This window comes from Sphingobacterium sp. UBA7038 (assembly GCF_002494055.1).
In the GTDB taxonomy this organism is placed as follows: domain Bacteria; phylum Bacteroidota; class Bacteroidia; order Sphingobacteriales; family Sphingobacteriaceae; genus Sphingobacterium; species Sphingobacterium multivorum.
Genome location: NZ_DLAV01000020.1, coordinates 115,124 through 132,782, shown reverse-complemented (window position 1 = coordinate 132,782; position 17,659 = coordinate 115,124). Strand labels below are relative to the sequence as shown.

Annotated in this window: 10 protein-coding genes and 1 riboswitch; of the genes, 3 read left to right on the top strand and 7 right to left on the bottom strand. The window is 39.7% G+C overall.

Features of this window, described 5'->3' with window-relative positions; genetic code table 11:
• Positions 1 to 35: 35 nt before the first annotated feature.
• Positions 36 to 1,373 carry a sugar porter family MFS transporter gene (locus B3H30_RS14145; RefSeq protein WP_070565368.1) on the bottom strand — a complete coding sequence of 446 codons (1,338 nt, stop codon included), beginning with the start codon at positions 1,371 to 1,373 and terminating at the stop codon, positions 36 to 38.
• 27 nt (positions 1,374 to 1,400) lie between these two features.
• Between B3H30_RS14145 and B3H30_RS14140 the strand changes: the two genes are divergently transcribed.
• A complete protein-coding gene (locus B3H30_RS14140) occupies positions 1,401 to 2,201 on the top strand; it encodes a GntR family transcriptional regulator (protein WP_254667693.1) in 801 nt (266 codons plus the stop codon).
• Positions 2,202 to 2,265: 64 nt separating this feature from the next.
• Here the strand turns inward: B3H30_RS14140 and B3H30_RS14135 are convergent, their stop codons facing one another.
• Entirely contained in the window at positions 2,266 to 3,600 is a 1,335-nt protein-coding gene (locus B3H30_RS14135; protein ID WP_070565366.1) for a hypothetical protein, read from the bottom strand.
• A gap of 353 nt (positions 3,601 to 3,953) precedes the next feature.
• On the opposite strand from B3H30_RS14135, the gene B3H30_RS14130 reads away from it, so the two are divergent.
• The gene (locus B3H30_RS14130) at positions 3,954 to 6,284 is read left to right on the top strand and encodes a GH92 family glycosyl hydrolase (RefSeq protein ID WP_083295903.1); all 2,331 of its coding nucleotides are present in this window, start codon (positions 3,954 to 3,956) and stop codon (positions 6,282 to 6,284) included.
• 63 nt (positions 6,285 to 6,347) lie between these two features.
• Here the strand turns inward: B3H30_RS14130 and B3H30_RS14125 are convergent, their stop codons facing one another.
• The 4 genes from B3H30_RS14125 to B3H30_RS14110 form a co-directional block, all read right to left on the bottom strand.
• A complete protein-coding gene (locus B3H30_RS14125) occupies positions 6,348 to 7,529 on the bottom strand; it encodes a homoserine dehydrogenase (protein WP_046674614.1) in 1,182 nt (393 codons plus the stop codon).
• 37 nt (positions 7,530 to 7,566) lie between these two features.
• Complete coding sequence (locus B3H30_RS14120; protein ID WP_070565364.1) at positions 7,567 to 8,610, bottom strand: homoserine O-acetyltransferase family protein; 1,044 nt, start codon at positions 8,608 to 8,610, stop codon at positions 7,567 to 7,569.
• Positions 8,611 to 8,643: 33 nt separating this feature from the next.
• The gene (locus tag B3H30_RS14115) at positions 8,644 to 9,954 is read right to left on the bottom strand and encodes an O-acetylhomoserine aminocarboxypropyltransferase/cysteine synthase family protein (RefSeq protein ID WP_070565362.1); all 1,311 of its coding nucleotides are present in this window, start codon (positions 9,952 to 9,954) and stop codon (positions 8,644 to 8,646) included.
• A gap of 261 nt (positions 9,955 to 10,215) precedes the next feature.
• Positions 10,216 to 10,328, bottom strand: a riboswitch (SAM riboswitch).
• A gap of 182 nt (positions 10,329 to 10,510) precedes the next feature.
• Positions 10,511 to 12,538 carry an FUSC family protein gene (locus B3H30_RS14110; RefSeq protein WP_070565360.1) on the bottom strand — a complete coding sequence of 676 codons (2,028 nt, stop codon included), beginning with the start codon at positions 12,536 to 12,538 and terminating at the stop codon, positions 10,511 to 10,513.
• Between the two features lie 342 nt (positions 12,539 to 12,880).
• Here B3H30_RS14110 and B3H30_RS14105 point away from each other — a divergent pair, with 342 nt between their 5' ends.
• Positions 12,881 to 15,331, top strand: a complete 2,451-nt coding sequence (locus B3H30_RS14105; RefSeq protein ID WP_175441982.1) for a TonB-dependent receptor domain-containing protein — start codon at positions 12,881 to 12,883, stop codon at positions 15,329 to 15,331.
• Positions 15,332 to 15,439: 108 nt separating this feature from the next.
• On the opposite strand, the gene B3H30_RS14100 is transcribed toward B3H30_RS14105, so the two are convergent.
• Positions 15,440 to 17,629 carry a glutamine synthetase III gene (locus tag B3H30_RS14100; RefSeq protein WP_070565356.1) on the bottom strand — a complete coding sequence of 730 codons (2,190 nt, stop codon included), beginning with the start codon at positions 17,627 to 17,629 and terminating at the stop codon, positions 15,440 to 15,442.
• Positions 17,630 to 17,659: the final 30 nt, after the last annotated feature.

The window sequence follows — 17,659 nt, the reverse complement described above, 5'->3', positions numbered from 1 at the left end:
GCAAATGAATGATGTTGGATTAAGTCGCTTTTTGCTTACTTGTTTGTTGATTTTTTATTGTGCTTTTCAATCCAGAATTTTTCGATCTCTTCCAAAGGTTTGCCCTTTGTTTCCGGAAGGAATGCAAGTACAACAAGGAATGCGATGGCACAGAAAAATGCAAACAACCAGAACGTATAGCGGGCCCCCCAGGAAGCGAGTAGAATGGGTGTTAGTTGTCCCACGATAGCATCGGAAATCCACATCACCATAATACTGATACCCATGGCACGAGCCCGGATGGCATTTGGGAAGATTTCGGCCGCCACAACAAATTTTAGCGGGCCAATGGAAAAAGCAAAGAAAAATAAGAACGAAAGTATAGCGATAATCAATGCGATATTATTGACTTGACCTTGATTAAAAAGATATCCAGTAACCAGCAAACTCAGGGTAGCACCTACCGTTCCCAAAAGATATAAGGGACGTCTACCCCAATTGTCAACCTTCCAGATGGCAAAGAAAGTAAATAACACATTGGCGGCTCCAAAGAATAGTTGAGCATGATAGGAATTATTTAATGAAATACCAGATTCAAGCAATATGCTCGGACCATAGTAGACAATTGCGTTTATGCCACTGAGCTGTGAAAATAAAGGAAGGAATAAGCCCAATAGGAAGGCCTTGCGATAAATAGGCGAGAAGAGATCACGTAGATTTCCCTTCGAGGAAACGTTGCCGACCTCTTGTATATCCGATAGTCCTAATGCGCCACTGATCGCTGCAACTTCCGTGTTCCGCCCATTTTTAGATAGCCAACGTGGACTTTCAGGAATAAAGTAAACTTTGATACATAACAATAAAGCCGGTACTGCACCAATTAAAAACATAGTTCGCCAGAGTTCATTTTGCTGTGCGGAGCTATATTCGAGAATCAAATAATTGCTGATATACGCAAAAAGAATACCGAATGTAATAGCGAGTTGGTAACAGGTGACTGATCTTCCTCTAAATTTACTTGGCGATATTTCCGCGAGATATAAGGGCACAACGATTGAGGCTATTCCAACACCCAAGCCCCCAATGCTTCTACTTGCAATTAATATGCTATAAGAAGGACTGAATCCACAGCCAATTGCTGAGCATAAAAAGAGCAGGGCCGCAGTAACAAAGGCTGGTTTTCGGCCGTATTTATCTGTTAATGGTCCTGTGAAAAATACACCAACAATACAGCCTAGCAGGGCTGAACTGACAAAAACGCCCTCTTGAGCAGGAGATAGTCCGAAAAATTGCTTTACTAACGGCAATGCACCTGCAATTACAGCCATATCGAAACCGAAAAGGAGTCCTCCAAGTGAAACGATACATAAAATGATGATAAATCTCTTTGACATCTGCGGTTTATATTAATATGTATATACATGCAAACATATATCTATTTTTTTAATTATGCAAAAAATCTTATTTTAGCACAAGCAATCCAACTGATGAATTTAAAAATAGATCATAAAAGCCCTGTTCCGCTGCATATACAAGCAGAGAATCTGTTACGCGAATTAATTAAGCAGCCTGAATATATAGAGGGTAAGTTATTGCCCAACGAAATTGAATTAGCAAAAAGATTGGCAATTTCCCGTTCTACTTTGCGTTTGGCGATCAATAAACTAGTCTACGAGGAGTTGCTCATTAGAAAGAAGGGAATAGGCACGAAGGTGGCCAGTTCCAAATTTAGTTCCAAATCCAAGAATTGGCTGAGTTTCTCACAAGAGATGAAAAACCGAGGAATTGAGGTAAAGAATTTTGAGCTTCACGTCAGCTGGGTTGTTCCGGATAAAGCAGTCTCGAAGTTTTTTAATGTAGATGAGGACCAAAAGCTATTAAAACTAGAACGTCTGAGAGGAAAGAAAGATGACCCATTTGTTTATTTTATCTCTTACTTCCATCCGCGTATAGGTTTAAACGGCGATGAAGATTTTAAGAGACCTTTATATGAGATCTTAGAAGCAGATTATCATGTCGTTGCAGATCTTTCTCAGGAAGAGCTGGATGCAATGGCCGCAAATAAATTTATAGCTGATAAATTGGAGATTAATATCGGTGATCCTATTCTGTCCCGCAAGCGCTTTGTATTTGACCAATCTGGGAAGCCGATTGAATATAATTTGGGGTTCTACCGCGCGGAAAGTTTTACCTATACTGTCGAAAGCAGAAGAGATTATTAGGGAATTCACTCATCCTTTTTGAATGGATCAATTGGATGAGTGAATAGCTAATTTATTTATTCTTTTAATGATTCTTTTCCAGGGTAGTTTCAGCCCAGCTTTCTAGGAGAGCTATTGCTTTACTCAGCACGCCTGCTGAACCTTTGAATTTTCCTGATCCACTGGGTACGTTATTTTGATCATACCATTCGTAAAATCCTTTGTTTTTCACAACCCGATCGATCATCGGTTGGAGTTCGGTATAGGCTTCCGGATAGAAACCGTTTAAAACGAGTTGCTGGATCATCCGTCCGCCAAACCAGGTCCAATCACCACCATTTTGGTATTGGTAAGGCTGAGCCATTCCGCCGATGAAAAATCCAACTGGATAGGTTGGGTATAAGGTCAATCCAATACTCGGCATGCCAGATAACCGCACGTTTTCAAGCATTTGTTTGTTGACTGTTTTTATTTCTGAAGGTGTTAGTAGCCCCGCTTCTATAGCGATGGCGGTGCCGCCATGATAATGGATCGTATTTTCATCAAATCCTTTAGAAATAGGTGATGTCTTAGGGTATATGTGCGGAATGAATTTTTGTTTTTTCTTATCCCATAAAGAACGTCTACTGTTCGTTTCGAGACTCTTTTTTAATCCTTTCCATTCCACCTCCTTGGGAGAGTTGGGCTGGATTTCAATCAAGGTCTGCAATGCAATAATAAACATCGCGTTGTCATAAATATCGATTGCCTCATTGGAAAGTTGGTCATTCCAATCACAACCAAAGCTGTCGTTGGGCTGTACATCTCCCCAATCTGCTGTCATCGCACCCCAAAGTAGCTGATACTTTTGGTTGAACCGTTCCTTTTTCAGATAATCCAACATAAGTTGGATACGGTCTTTTACAGAAATTCCACCGATAGACTCTTCCAAGATACTGTAATCCTTTGTTTTTATTATGTATTTACCCAACAATTGGATGAGTGACGTTTCCTGGTCGGTTTCTACCGTGTTTTTAAAACCCACATGATCAGGAGCGTTTTTTGAATAGTAGGGTGTATCATCATGCCAGGTAAAGTCTTTCTTTAGTACATAGCCGTCTACCATTTCACCATTGGTCTGTTGCATCTTAAAAAATACTAAAATAGCCCCTCTAATGTCCGCTTGGGACCGCTCTTCCAATGCGGTTTCGATGAATGTATTGAGATCTCTGGCCCAAATTTGTGAGTAGCCACTTCCCGCATTGAAACCTTCTTTGATGACCTCTCGGGCAAGGCTGTCCACATATTTTAGGTTTTGATCCGCTAGAATGCTTTTTGCTAACTTAAGTTGCGCGATACGGTCGGGTTTTGTTTGTTGTGCTGATAGTTGGGTTCCGAGTAACAGAAGTATTAGACTAAAAAATGTGGTGTTTTTTTTCATTGTGGTTGTATTGTAATTAATTAGGATTGACAAGTGTACCTGTCAATCATTGGTATTTATTTCAACGTTAATTTGTATTTATTTCAGGCTTGTGATCGAAGATCAACCGTTCGATGTGTATTTTTTTGAATTTATTTACTGGTTATATTTTAATATGTATGTACAATCAAAGTTATGGAAAAATGTCAGTATTTAAGCTTTAATAGTGTTTTATTTGATTAGTATTTAAAATTTTACAAATCTAGGCGTTGCGATGCAATCTGTTAAGTCGTTAAATTAAGTAATAAAATCTAACTCATGTTTATACATACTCTATTTTTTTGTAAGTTTGCTGTAGAATCTAATTGAGAACAATGTTAAAGCGTATCATTTATTATTTTTGTAGTTTATTTGTGAGTACGGCAGCTGTTTCCGCACAGCAGAAAACAGATTTGACCGTTTTTGTAAAACCTAATATTGGATCCGTCCATAGTCGGTATTTCTTTTATACACCAGCAGCCGTACCTTTTGGAATGGCTAAGCTCGCTCCGAGCACAAATGGAAGCTATGGGAACAAGTCGGGCTGGGAGGCCGTGGGTTATGACGATAGGCATACCTCAATAGAAGGCTTTGCTAATTTTCACGAATTTCAGGTAGGCGGAGTGGTATTTGCACCATCCGTCGGAAAATTGAAGACAATGCCCGGTCAACTTGATCGTCCAAAAAGCGGTTATCGTTCCGATTTTGACAAGAAGGATGAATTTGCCACTTCTGGCTATTACCGTGTCATGCTAAAAGATTATAATATACTTGCTGAGCTTACGGCAACGAAGCGTGTCGGTTTTCACCGCTATACTTTTCCAAAAACGGAAGAAGCCAACCTTATTTTCGATATTGGCCATGTGATGGGGGAAAGTGGACCGGTCGTTGATGCCGAAGTAAATTATGACAAACAGCACGTCTGGGGATATGTGGTTACCAATCCTGTCTATGTACAAAAATATCAGCAGGGGGCTACGGTCAAAATGTTTTTCTTTGCGGAGATCAACAAACAACCGAAGTCTTTTGGGACATTTAGAGATTCTATAACTTTTGACCAACATACGCGCATAAAAGGAAAAGGAGCTGGAGTATATCTGAAGTTTGGCACTGAAGCAGGCGAATCAATAGACATCAAGACGGGTTTATCTTATACTTCTGTAGAAAACGCACAACTGAATTTGCTTAAAGAGGCGAAGGATATGTCGTTTGATGCTGCAAAGAATAATGCCTTGCAAACCTGGAATAGTGAACTGGGAAGAATTTTGGTGGAAGGGGGCAAAGCGGACGACCGCATTAAATTTTATACGGGATTGTATCATGCTTTACTTGGCCGTGGGCTTGCAAGCGATGTAAATGGTGCATATCCCAAAAATGACGGCTCGGTAGGGCAGATTGCCCTAAATAAGCAAGGGCAACCGATTCATCATCATTATAATACCGATGCTATCTGGGGCGCATTTTGGAATTTGACACAGTTGTGGTCTATTGCGTATCCAGACTATTACAACGACTGGATTCAGAGTCAATTGTTGGTCTATCGCGATGCAGGTTGGTTAGGAGACGGTATTGCCAACAGTAAATACGTTTCGGGTGTAGGAACTAATTTTACGGGTTTGGCAATCGCAGCGGCCTACAATGTCGGTATTCGTGACTATGATATGAATCTTGCTTATGATGCGGTACGCAAAAATGAATTGGAAGCGAAGGACCGTCTGCCTGGAGCAGGAAAGTTAGATGTGGGAGTTTTCGTCCGCAAAGGCTACTCACCGTATATAAAAGATGATCATGGCAGTCCCGAATTAATGACCAATGGATCTCCTTTTGGCGCTTCGCATACCTTGGAATATGCTTTTTCCGCTGGAGCGGCTGCGCAATTTGCAAAATCATTGGGGCGTCAAAAAGACTATGTTAAATTTCAGGAATTATCCAATGGATGGCGCAATCTGTATGATACCGAGACGAAGTTTATGCGGCCAAAGGATAGTACTGGACGATTCATTTCAAACTTTAACCCTTATGAACCATGGCGTGGATTTCAGGAAGGAAATGCATGGCAGTATACGTTCTATGTTCCGCATGTCCCACAAGAATTGGTTAAACTCGTTGGAAAGGATCTGTTCAATCAGCGGTTGGATAGTATCTTTACGGTGTCGCAGAAGAATGTGTTTGGAGGTGGTACACAAATTGACGCCTTCGCAGGGATTGAAAGTCTTTATAATCACGGTAATCAACCGAACCTGCATATCTCTTGGCTGTTCTATTTTTCTGGTAGACCTGATCTGAGTCAAAAATGGGTACGGGCAATTTGCAATGAGTTTTATGGTAACGATGCGATACATGGCTATGGCTACGGACAAGACGAAGACCAAGGACAGCTTGGAGCATGGTATGTCTTGTCGAGTATCGGCCTATTCGATGTCCGAAGTCTCACCACCGAGAAGCCCGCACTTCAGATAGGCGCGCCACTTTTCGATCGGGTAACGATACAATTGCCGAAGAAATTAAGAAAAAATAAATTTATCATTCAGGTGAAGAAAGAGCAACCCAATAGTTCTATTGTTGATCAAGTTCGGTTGAATAATCGCCTGTGGAAAGGTTGGCAACTTCCTTTTGAACGTTTGGTGGAAGGTGGGATTTTAGATCTCAAGTTGAAAGGTGACTAAATATAAGATAAAAAAATAGCCCCATTCAGGGCTATTTTCAAGGTAGGTTGGTTTGTTGATTGCCTACGCGATTTCAGCAATAAAATTGCCCTCTTGATCCAAATCAGCTTTATGGGCTGCGATTTGTTGAAGATTAATATGTCCGATGACATATTTGAAATCTGGTGCGTAATATCGTTCTGTGATTTCACTGAAATTTAACTTTTCAATCAGTGTATCATCTGTATATCTCAAATAAACCTTAATTAAATAATCTTGGCTATAATTTAATGTGCTGGATTCTAAATGTTTTTTATACTCATAGCGGTATCCATAGCGAAGAGCCGCGATATCCGATAGCACAGCAGAACCTGTTGGGTGGCCACCTGCTCCTTTACCATAGAAAAATTGTTCGTCTGCAAAGGCCGCTTTCACCAATACTCCATTGTTCTCATTTTCTACATTATAGAGCATGCTGTCTTTGCCTACTAGGCGTGGTAATACATAAAGTACAACTTTGTCGCCGTCGATCTCTTTTGCCGTCGGTATCAATTTGATCTTGAGGTTCTTTTCTTTCGCAAAACGAATATCTTGCTGTCCCAATTTATCAATACCAATATTGAACACATCTTCTGGTTTGACATAGATACCGTACGCATGCGAAGCAACAATACATACCTTAAATTTGGGGTCAAATCCACCTACATCCAGCGTTGGATCTGTTTCTGCAAAACCAAGTTCTTGTGCTTTCTTTAAAGCATCTGTATATTGCTGATTTTCGTTGAAAACTTTAGATAAAATGTAGTTGGAAGATCCATTAAAAATACCGCTGACAGAATGCAGTAATTCATTGTCATAGTATTCTTCTAAATTCCGTATAATGGGAATACTTCCGCAAACGGCACCTTCATATAATAAACTGGTCCCGTATTCATGTTGGATATCAACCAGCTCTTCCAAATGGCTGGCAATCATTTTTTTATTGGCAGATACCACATTTTTCCCCGATTTCAAAGCACGAACAGTTAGTTGGTATGCTGCTTCGGCATCATCGATTAGTTCGACAACAGTATTAATTTCTGGATCACCTAAAATTGTTTCGGCATCGGTAGAAAATAAATCTGCTGGTAGCGAGCGTTTTTTATCTCCGTTTTTAATGACAAATTTCTTGATCTCCAGATTAAGATCTTTGGTTTTGATGATATCGTAAAGACCTTGGCCTACGACACCAAACCCAAACATCCCTATTGTTAATTTATTACTCATATCTCTTCTTAAATTCTCTTATATATTATTTACTCTCTTATACTAATTCGTTTATGTATTCTTTTTGTTCCCGCAGAAAGCTGCTAATGATTTTTGTGAGTTTTTTTGTTTCGATCAAAAAGCCATCGTGGCCATAGGTCGATTCAATCTCTTGATAATGGGCATTGGGAACATGTTGCGCGATGAATTGTTGCTCTTGTGGCGGAAACAACAAATCTGTATTAACGCTCAGGACTAAAGTTGGACAATCAATGCTCGCCAAAGCAGATTCAATAGATCGTCTTCCCCGACCTAAATTGTGACTGTCCATTGCTTTGGTCAGGAAATAATAGCTGTACGCATTATAGCATTTCACCAATTTTTCACCCTGATAGTTCTGATAGGAGGATGCTTTATAATGATCGAGTTTTTCGTTATCATCTTCCTTTTGCGTGTTGGCATACGTTGTATAGTTGCGGTAAGACAACAGTGCCATAGCGCGTGCAACTTTCAATCCTTTAGCTCCACCATCAGGGTGATTGGCGTAAAAGGTTCGATCAGTTGTAATGGCCAGACGTTGACTTTCATTGAATGCAATACCCCATGGTGAGTGGACGGCATTTGTTCCAACCACGATGAGATGGTTGATGGCTATACTGTGCGATACGGCCCATTCCAATGCTTGTTGACCGCCTAATGACCCCCCGATAAGGATCTCTATTTGTTTGATTTCCAGGTGGTCCGCAAGGACTTGATGTGCGTGAACCAAATCCCTCACTGTGAATTCGGGGAAAGATAGGTAATAGGGTTGTCCGGTTGCTGGGTTTACAGATAGCGGATTACTGCTATTATATGCTGATCCTATGACATTGGCACAAATAATATAATAATCGTTTGCATCAAACAACTCACCTGTTCCAAAAAGACCGGACCACCAATCCAGCACATCTGCATTGGCCGTTAATGCATGGCAAACCCAGATCACATTGCTGCGATCTGCGTTGGGTTTGCCAAATGTTTCATAACTGATTTGTAAATCAGTAAGCTCTCTTCCATTTTCAAATACAAAAGGCTCCGGGTGCAGATATATATGCTTACTCATTTCACGTTTAAGTTTTAAGCCGAAAAAATCTGATTATTTAATTTTATCAAAAGCTTGTTGTAAATCAACTTTGATATCATCAATATGCTCTATTCCTACAGAAAGACGTAATAAGCCTTTGAAGACTCCGGCATTGGCTTGATCTTCATCACTCAATTGTTGATGGGTTGTAGCTGCTGGATGAATAATCAATGACTTCGTATCACCAACATTGGCTAAATGACTGATCAATTCTAAGCTGTCGATAAAGCTATTGGCCTTTTGCGCTGCGTCACCTTTAAGCTGGAAAGAAAGTACCGCGCCATAGCCATTTTTAAGGTATTTTTGTGCGTTAGCGAAGCTCGGAGAGCTTTTTAATCCCGGATAGTTTACTTTTTCTACCTGTGGATGCGCCTCAAGCCATTTTGCGACCTCTAAAGTGTTGTCTACATGGCGTTGCACCCGCAAAGACAAGGTTTCAAGTCCTTGTAATAATAAAAATGAATTGAAAGGGGAGAGTGCTGGTCCGAAATCCCGGAGCCCTTCCACACGCGCCCGAATGGCAAATTGAATATTTCCGAATGGTCCGCTTTCACCGAAAACTTCGGAAAATACTAAACCATGATAGCCTTCAGATGGTTCGGAAAATTGCGGGTATTTTCCATTGCCCCAATTGTAGTTTCCGCCGTCGACGATGACACCGCCAATGCTTGTGCCATGTCCACCGATCCATTTAGTTGCCGATTCAACAACCACATTTGCACCATACTCCAGAGGTTTAAATAAATAACCTCCGGCTCCAAAAGTATTGTCGACGATTAATGGTAAGTCATATTTTTTTGCTACGGCAGCAATTTTTTCAAAGTCGGGAATATTGAAACTTGGGTTTCCGATTGTTTCAACATAGATTGCTTTTGTTTTATCATCAATGAGCGCTTCAATTTTATCGGCTTCGGCGTCTGTTGCAAAACGAGCTTCGATGCCTAGGCGCTTAAAAGAAACTTTAAACTGGTTGAATGTACCGCCGTATAAGTTGGATCCCGCAACAAAATTGTCACCACTTTCCAAAATATTATTTAAAGCTATAAACTGTGCCGCCTGGCCGGATGCAACAGCAACAGCTGCAACTCCACCTTCCAGTGCCGCAATACGTTGTTCGAAAACATCCGTAGTAGGGTTCATAATCCGTGTATAAATATTACCGAACTGCTTTAATGCAAATAAGTTTGCGCCGTGTTCGGCATTTTCAAATACAAAAGATGTTGTTTGATATATAGGAACTGCTCTAGATCCCGTAGTAGGGTCAGCGACTTGGCCAGCGTGAACCTGAAGAGTTTCGAATTTTAAATTTTTGTTTGAAGACATAATATATCAGATTTTAAGGGTTCAAAAAGAAATTGCAAAGTAAAAAGAGAAGCATACACACCTCCTTGAAGGGTCTGTTAAATCTTTATCCAAGAAAACGGAAATGATTTTTAACAAGCATGGAAGTGCATATGCATACGCATTCGCATTCGCATCGATACAATTGTACGATGGGTTACACTTTCGCTTATCGTGCGGTTCACTTGTGTTGAACCTGAATTTTTAATGGACTTCAGTAATTTAATAATCATTGTCTTATGTCATTTATATGCTCCAAAACGATATTGTTTTGGACAGGAATTGGCACCTTTTCAAACAAATTGAAGGTTGCCAGTGGGTCATTGAGCCAGTCTCTCGCCACTTCTTTATAAATCAAGACCTACTGATGAAGGGAGGTGTTGATTAGAAATCTTCTTTCGAAGACGACACAAATATAAACTCTTTTTTTATTAAAGCAAAAGAAATGGTATTTTTTAGTTAAAGGAATTTTGAATAACATGCCGATTGGCATCGCATATCTTCCGATGAAACCGCAAAAGTAACTGTCAATCGGGTATTATGATTTCTTTAAATTGATCCGTTCTGCAGTTTGATTTAAATCTGTTAGGAGAGGTTTAAGCGCATCGATTCTACTATGGATATCATAGGCGAGGTGGCGATTCGTCTTTTTGTTTAACGATAGCGAGAGGCCCACCAAATGGGAATTGACCTGATATGCGAGTGCCTGAAAATGGTGAATATGTGACCAATCCATCCATTTGTGCTCGGGTTCTTTTTTCATTTGATTAATGGCGTCTGAAAACAGGGCCATGGCGGTCTGCGCCTTTTTACGAGCCAGTCGTATATCAAACGAACTTTGTCTTTCGTCCGACAGACGGTTATTGATGATCTGGAAATAATGCGCGTTGTAAAGGGATACCTCTTTTGCCAGCTGAACCATGCCTGTGCTCTGGCGTACAGGTATCAAGAAATAACCCGCTATAGCCAAGAATGCTCCAATCAGTGTGAAAAGTATTCGGCTGCCTAAAATGAGATTGATGTTGCCTTCGAACAGATTGAGTGCAATCACAATTCCCAAGGTAATGAAGATGACACTGACCATATAGTTAGATCGGTTGAACAAAAAGAATCCAAAAAGACCCAATGCAGCTATGGTTAGGAGTGCTGGAAGAAAATGAATAGAAATTAAGCAGAACACACCAACTATAATACCCGAGAATGTACCGACAATACGTTCTATATTACGGGTTTTTGTCATTGAAAATGCTGGCCTGGCAACAATAGCGATCGTCAGTAAGATCCAATAGGTATATTTAAAATCCAAAAATAAAATACCGATCAATGCACCTGTTCCAAAAAGAAGAGCCATCCGAACCGCAAATCGAAAAAGCGGATTATTCAGATGGAGTTTACTTTTTAGATCAGCGAGATTACGTAATGGTCGACTGATAAATTGTTGGTACTCGCTGGTGTCAATCTTATCCTGAATTTCCTGATTTTGATAAAAAGCGACCTGGATTCTGTTGAGTACATCAATAATTGCTTCGATGTTGCTTATGATCGAACATAATATACCTTTTGCTGGATCGGCCTGTTGTTCTTGAATTTCTTTTAAATCCCGTAAGAGGGCATTAATTTTAAAGTTATTATGGTATAATTGATGTGCATACCGGAACCTCTTGTTGGGTTGTGAAAAGCTATCGATTTCTAACGCTAATAATTTGATTGTGTGACGAATTAAGGGGAGGCTGCCCGTGTCTGCAAGATTTTTGCGAATTGCATCGTAGTCATGATCAAGCGCAATAATTAACTCATGGAGGTCAATTAATCCATAAACCTGACTGAGCCAATAATTGCTTTTATGCCACTGTTGGCTTATGATTTTTTTTTCTCGAAACAGAAGAGACCTGATTTGTTCCTGCTGTTCGCTGATCTGGCCATGAATTTTTCCTACGCGACTGTACGTAATATTCAAAGGAATATCGGGATCGTAAGACTGTGATCGTATCAATAGAAATTGGGACAATCCATGAAAGCCATTAGCCATGGCATGTTTTAAAGAGCGATAAGGTTGTATATAGGCTTGTAAAAGGCTAAAAAAGTAATATATTATGGACCCTGTTGTAATCTGTAAGCTAACCGCAAAGGGGTGTTGTGGGGCCATTCCGATCACAAAACTCATGAGAATCAATGTCATGTTTCCAATTGCAGCATAGCGGGCTCCAAAAATGCCGTATAAGGTGCATATAAAACCGGCTGACGCTAGCACGATAACCAAGGGCCAATGATAGGGAAATACAATAGCTGTAAACAATGATGCAATAAAGAAGGTGGGAATACATACCAGAGCTGAAGAAAGTTTATCTTTTCTGTTGCCAGGAGGATCGGTGAGTGTCGTTAACAACGATCCGACACCGATTCCGATAGCCGTGCTCGCTTGCGCTCCCAATAAATAGATCGCCAAACTTGGCAAAATACTGACTGCAACATTACGTAATGCGTCTCCAGCATGCTCGCCATGCATAAATCGTATTATAAGGATATAAATACGGTAGAGTCTTTTCTTCAATGATACAGTGCTCATGAATCAGTTTACTAATTTTCGATGCAAAAATACAAATATTATGCTTAATATTTTTTGTATACAATTTATTTGTTTTGAATTTTATTTGTTTTTTGAATTTTTATTTTGATTCGATGTCATTTTCCTACGATATGTTTCAGAAGATTCAAAATTATCTCGCATGATCCTATCCGCTGTAAAAGCGATCAGCGAAGGATAGGGTTTACCGATATTATTTGGTTGTCTACCGAGTGAATCGCACTACCTGTCTATTTCTGCTAGTCAACGTGTAATGAATACACGAGGTTTGTTGTCATTATTATGAAGTTGACTATCCGATCGATAGCCCAAAGAAATTACATTATGAAACCACAAAAAATTAAATTGCTCTTATTTTCTATTGTTTTATTCCTGTGTTCTAATGCCGGACCCGTTTCAGCACAGTCTGACGGGGGGAAATTACGTACTGTCGTTGTTGGGCAGGACAACAAGCCCATTGCTGCCGCAAATATTTCACTGTTTCGTAAACCCAATGATGTCTTGTTAAAAGGAACCTTATCCAACGAAAATGGAGAAATTGTGTTGTTTGCGATACCCGAGGGGAAGTACAGCTTACAGGTGTCCACGGTGGGTTATGGTACTTATCGTTCTGGGGAAATAATGCTGCGTGCGGGTGATTTCAAGGTGCTGGATACGATTCGATTACAGCTGGAAAGTAAAGTGCTGGATGAGGCGCAGGTAATTGGCAAGAAGCCATTAATTGAAAGTCACCTTGATAAAGTTGTGCTCAATGTCGAGAACAGTATTTTGGCAACCGGAAATAACGCATTGGAACTCTTGCAAAAGGTCCCGGGGGTAACTTTAGACAACAAAAAGATCAACCTACGTGGAAAAAGTAATGTGATCATCATGATTGATGGTAAGCCTACTTATCTTTCTGCAGATGAAGTGTCGCGCTTATTGGAAAATACAGCTTCAAATGCAATAGCCTCGATCGAAGTACTCACCAATCCACCTGCAAAATATGATGCGGCAGGGAATGCAGGAATTATTAATATTAAGACGAAGAGGAATACGCAATTTGGAAGTAATGTTAGTTTAAACCTCAATTTAGGGCAGGGTAAATATACAAAGGCTGATGGTGGCTTTCTCATAAACCATCGTAACAATTGGGTGAACTTATTTTCTTCCTATAACTATGCAACTGCCTTAGGCTTTAATGATTTAGATATCGATAGGGCTGTAGATACCAAAAGCGGGACGACTTTTTTCAATTCGGATTCTTATTCGAAATTCCGCTATCGAGGTCATAATTTCAAATTTGCGGCAGATTTTAACCTGGGGAAACAGGAGGTCATTGGATTTGTGGTTAATGGTAATGTAAGCAATGGTCATTCAACACGGGAGGGAAGCAATCTGATCGCTTCTCAAAAAGGAAAGCTTGATTCGGTAGTATTAGGAAGTAATTTGTCAGATTTTAAATACCATTACCTCACTTATAATCTGAATTACAAAAAGACATTTGATACCTTAGGGACTGAATTGACGTTTAATGGGGATTATTCATATTCGAAAAATAATGACAATAGCACTGTTGGAAACCATTTTTTGGACGCAAACTGGGAAGAATTTAAATCACCGCATATTTTCCGGAATGATATGCTTTCTAAGGCAAAAATATTAGTTTTTAAAACCGATTTTGTGCATCCTTTTAATAAAACGACGAAACTCGAGGCGGGGTTAAAATATAGCCGCGTAAAAACAGATAATAATTTGTTGTACGAAGATCAGGATCAGCAAGGCGAGTTTGTGCAAAATAATGGTCAAAGTAATCATTTTTTGTACAATGAAAATATAGCAGCAGCTTATTTCAGTTTAAATAAATCGTTCGGAAAGTTTTCGGTACAAACTGGACTGCGTGTTGAAAATACGAGCTCCCTAGGAAACTCAGTGACGCTTGGGCAACAAACAAAACGTACCTATACCGATTTTTTTCCATCAATATTTGTACAGCAACAAATTAATGATAATCACAAGCTTGGTGCGAGTTATAGCAGACGTATTGACCGCCCTGATTATGGGTCATTGAATCCCTTTGTGTATTATTTGGATCAATACACGTATCAGTATGGCAACCCTTATTTAAATCCACAATATACCAATTCGTATGAAGTAAATTATACCTTTAAAGATCGCTATTTACTGAGTTTGGGCTACAAGAGGACCAACGATGCAATCACTCAGGTGATAGAAAGTAATTCAGAGACCAAAGCTATTGCACAGACCGATCGAAATCTGGCTTATTTTGATTATTACAACATGAATGTCAATATACCCGTTAAGCTTTTTAAATGGTGGAGTATTTCTAACAATGCCAGCGCTTTTTATAATAAGTTTAGTTTTGATGAACACTCCGGAGCACAACGCCAATTGGAAAAGTTATCGTTCCAGGTAAGTTCCAATCATGATATCCGAATTGGGGAAACAACAAACCTGGAGCTGACGGGCAATTATTTCTCGCCAGCAGTATATGGCGTATTTAGTTTTCAGTCTTACTATGGCATTGATCTAGGTGCAGGTAAAACATTTCTTGACAAAAAATTGAATGTCAAGTTGGGTATAAATGATGTCTTGAATACAAGAGGCCAGCGCAGATTGTCGAGTTATCAGGAAAATGGATACTATCGTATACGAAATGCATATGATAGTCGGGTTATCCGATTGTCTGTTTCTTATCGTTTTGGTAATATGAATATTAAGTCAGCCAATAAAAAGGGAGGGAATAATGACGAAGATAATCGATTAAAAAAATAGGAGCTATTGTTGTGAGAGGAGATAAGGAGCAAGAGATGACGAACGTTCCCCTAAAACAAAAAGAGCCAGCAATATCGCCGGCTCTTTTTGTTTTATTGGGAAGTTATCTTAACTTAAAAATAAGATCTCTCTCAATTTTGGAAGAGGCCATTTTTTGTCATCAACAATTTTCTCCAATTTGTTGACATGATAACGGATCACATCGAAATATGGTTTAACTAATTCATCGTAAGCGATTGATCTCTCACGTACATCATCAATTTGGTTTGCTTTTTTACGTTCTTGACGCATTGCTTCAGCTTGCTCCAAGATGGTATTTACGTGTGTTGAAATACGTTCTACAAAGTTCAATTGAGAGCTGAATGCTGCTTGTGCCAGACCCAGGTCTTTTAATCCTTTGACGTTTTCAATCAATTCATTTTGATAAATGAAACATGCCGGGGCGATTTGGTTGTTAACCATCTCTTCGATGACACGCGCCTCAATTTGTAATTTTTTATAGAAGTTTTCAAGCAAAATTTCGTGGCGAGCTTCTGATTCACGTTTGGTATAAATACCTAGTGATTCAAACAGGGCTAAAGATTCTTCTTTTACATAAACATCTAATGCTTTAGGTGTCGATTTGATGTTAGAAAGACCACGTGCTTCGGCCTCTTTTTCCCATTCTTCGCTGTATCCATTGCCTTCAAAGCGGATAGCTTTTGAATCTTTGATGTATTTGCGGACAACATTTAAGATCGCAAGATCTTTTTTCGTGCCTTTTTTGATTTGTTTATCTACTTCTGTTTTGAACTCGATCAATTGCGCTGCAACGATCGCATTCAACACGGTCATCGGTAAAGCGGAGTTTGCAGAAGAACCAACAGCGCGGAATTCAAACTTGTTACCTGTAAAGGCAAATGGTGAAGTACGGTTCCGGTCTGTATTGTCCAGTTTTAATTCAGGAACTTTAGGAATACCATGCCATAAGTTTGCCTCTGCTTTTACTTTTTTAGCAACACGAGCAGATTCAACTTCTTCCAAAAGCTCATCCAATTGAGAGCCTAAGAAAATTGAAATAATTGCTGGTGGAGCCTCATTTGCACCCAGACGGTGATCGTTGCTTGCACTAGCGATAGAAGCGCGCATCAAATCAGCGTATTCATAAACAGCTTTGATGGTATTGACGAAGAAAGTCAAGAACATCAAATTGTTTTTAGGTGTTTTTCCAGGAGATAATAAATTTACACCAGTATTTGTGATTAAAGACCAGTTGTTGTGTTTACCAGATCCGTTGACACCAGAGTATGGTTTTTCATGCAACAATACTTTGAAGTTGTGTCTTAAAGCAACTTGTTCCATGACATTCATCAACAATTGGTTGTGATCGATGGCCAAGTTGATTTCTTCGTACATTGGAGCACATTCAAATTGAGAAGGTGCAACTTCGTTGTGACGAGTCTTTAAAGGAATACCTAATTTTAGCGCTTCGTTTTCCAAGTCCACCATGTACGCTAATACGCGCTCTGGAATCGCACCAAAATAGTGGTCTTCCAATTGTTGGCCTTTGGCCGACATGTGGCCAAATAACGTACGGCCCGTTAACTGAAGATCTGGACGAGCATTATATAAGGAAAGGTCAACCAAGAAATACTCTTGTTCAATACCTAGAGAAGCGTTTACTTTAGTGACCGATTTGTCAAAATATTGAGCAACATCCGTTGCCGCTTTATCTACTGCGTTGATGGCTTTCAATAAAGGAGCTTTATAGTCTAATGATTCACCCGTATAGGAAACAAAAACTGTTGGAATACATAATGTTTTACCAGCACCTGTTTCGTAAATGAATGCAGGAGAAGATGGATCCCAAGCTGTATATCCTCTAGCTTCGAATGTATTACGGATACCACCATTTGGGAAAGAAGATGCATCGGGCTCTTGTTGAACTAATGCGTCAGCAGTAAATTTTTCAATGGCTTCACCGTTTTCGTCTGGCTCAAAAAAAGCATCATGTTTTTCAGCAGTCGAACCCGTTAAAGGTTGAAACCAGTGTGTGTAGTGAGAAACGCCGTGGTTAAGTGCCCAAGTTTTCATGGCCTGTGAAATGTGTTCAGCCAAATCTCTTGAAATAATCTGTCCCTCTTCAATGGATGCAACTAACTCCTTGTATGAATTTTTAGGAAGGTAGTCTTTCATTTTGTTTACGGAAAAAACATTCTTTCCGTAAATGTCAGTTGCTTTTTTAGTTTCAACTTTTTCAAATGAAGCAATTTGGCGTGAGCCTGCTGCTTCTACTGCTTTGAATCTTAGGTTCGACATTTGTATTTTGTAGTTAAATTACAGTTTGTT

Coding starts and splice junctions, on each gene's coding strand:
- B3H30_RS14140 (WP_254667693.1), top strand. CDS start 1,401: ATGCAAACATATATCTATTTTTTTAATTATGCAAAAAATCTTATTTTA.
- B3H30_RS14145 (WP_070565368.1), bottom strand. CDS start 1,373: ATGTCAAAGAGATTTATCATCATTTTATGTATCGTTTCACTTGGAGGA.
- B3H30_RS14120 (WP_070565364.1), bottom strand. CDS start 8,610: ATGAGTAAGCATATATATCTGCACCCGGAGCCTTTTGTATTTGAAAAT.
- B3H30_RS14115 (WP_070565362.1), bottom strand. CDS start 9,954: ATGTCTTCAAACAAAAATTTAAAATTCGAAACTCTTCAGGTTCACGCT.
- B3H30_RS14100 (WP_070565356.1), bottom strand. CDS start 17,629: ATGTCGAACCTAAGATTCAAAGCAGTAGAAGCAGCAGGCTCACGCCAA.
- B3H30_RS14125 (WP_046674614.1), bottom strand. CDS start 7,529: ATGAGTAATAAATTAACAATAGGGATGTTTGGGTTTGGTGTCGTAGGC.
- B3H30_RS14135 (WP_070565366.1), bottom strand. CDS start 3,600: ATGAAAAAAAACACCACATTTTTTAGTCTAATACTTCTGTTACTCGGA.
- B3H30_RS14110 (WP_070565360.1), bottom strand. CDS start 12,538: ATGAGCACTGTATCATTGAAGAAAAGACTCTACCGTATTTATATCCTT.
- B3H30_RS14130 (WP_083295903.1), top strand. CDS start 3,954: ATGTTAAAGCGTATCATTTATTATTTTTGTAGTTTATTTGTGAGTACG.
- B3H30_RS14105 (WP_175441982.1), top strand. CDS start 12,881: ATGAAACCACAAAAAATTAAATTGCTCTTATTTTCTATTGTTTTATTC.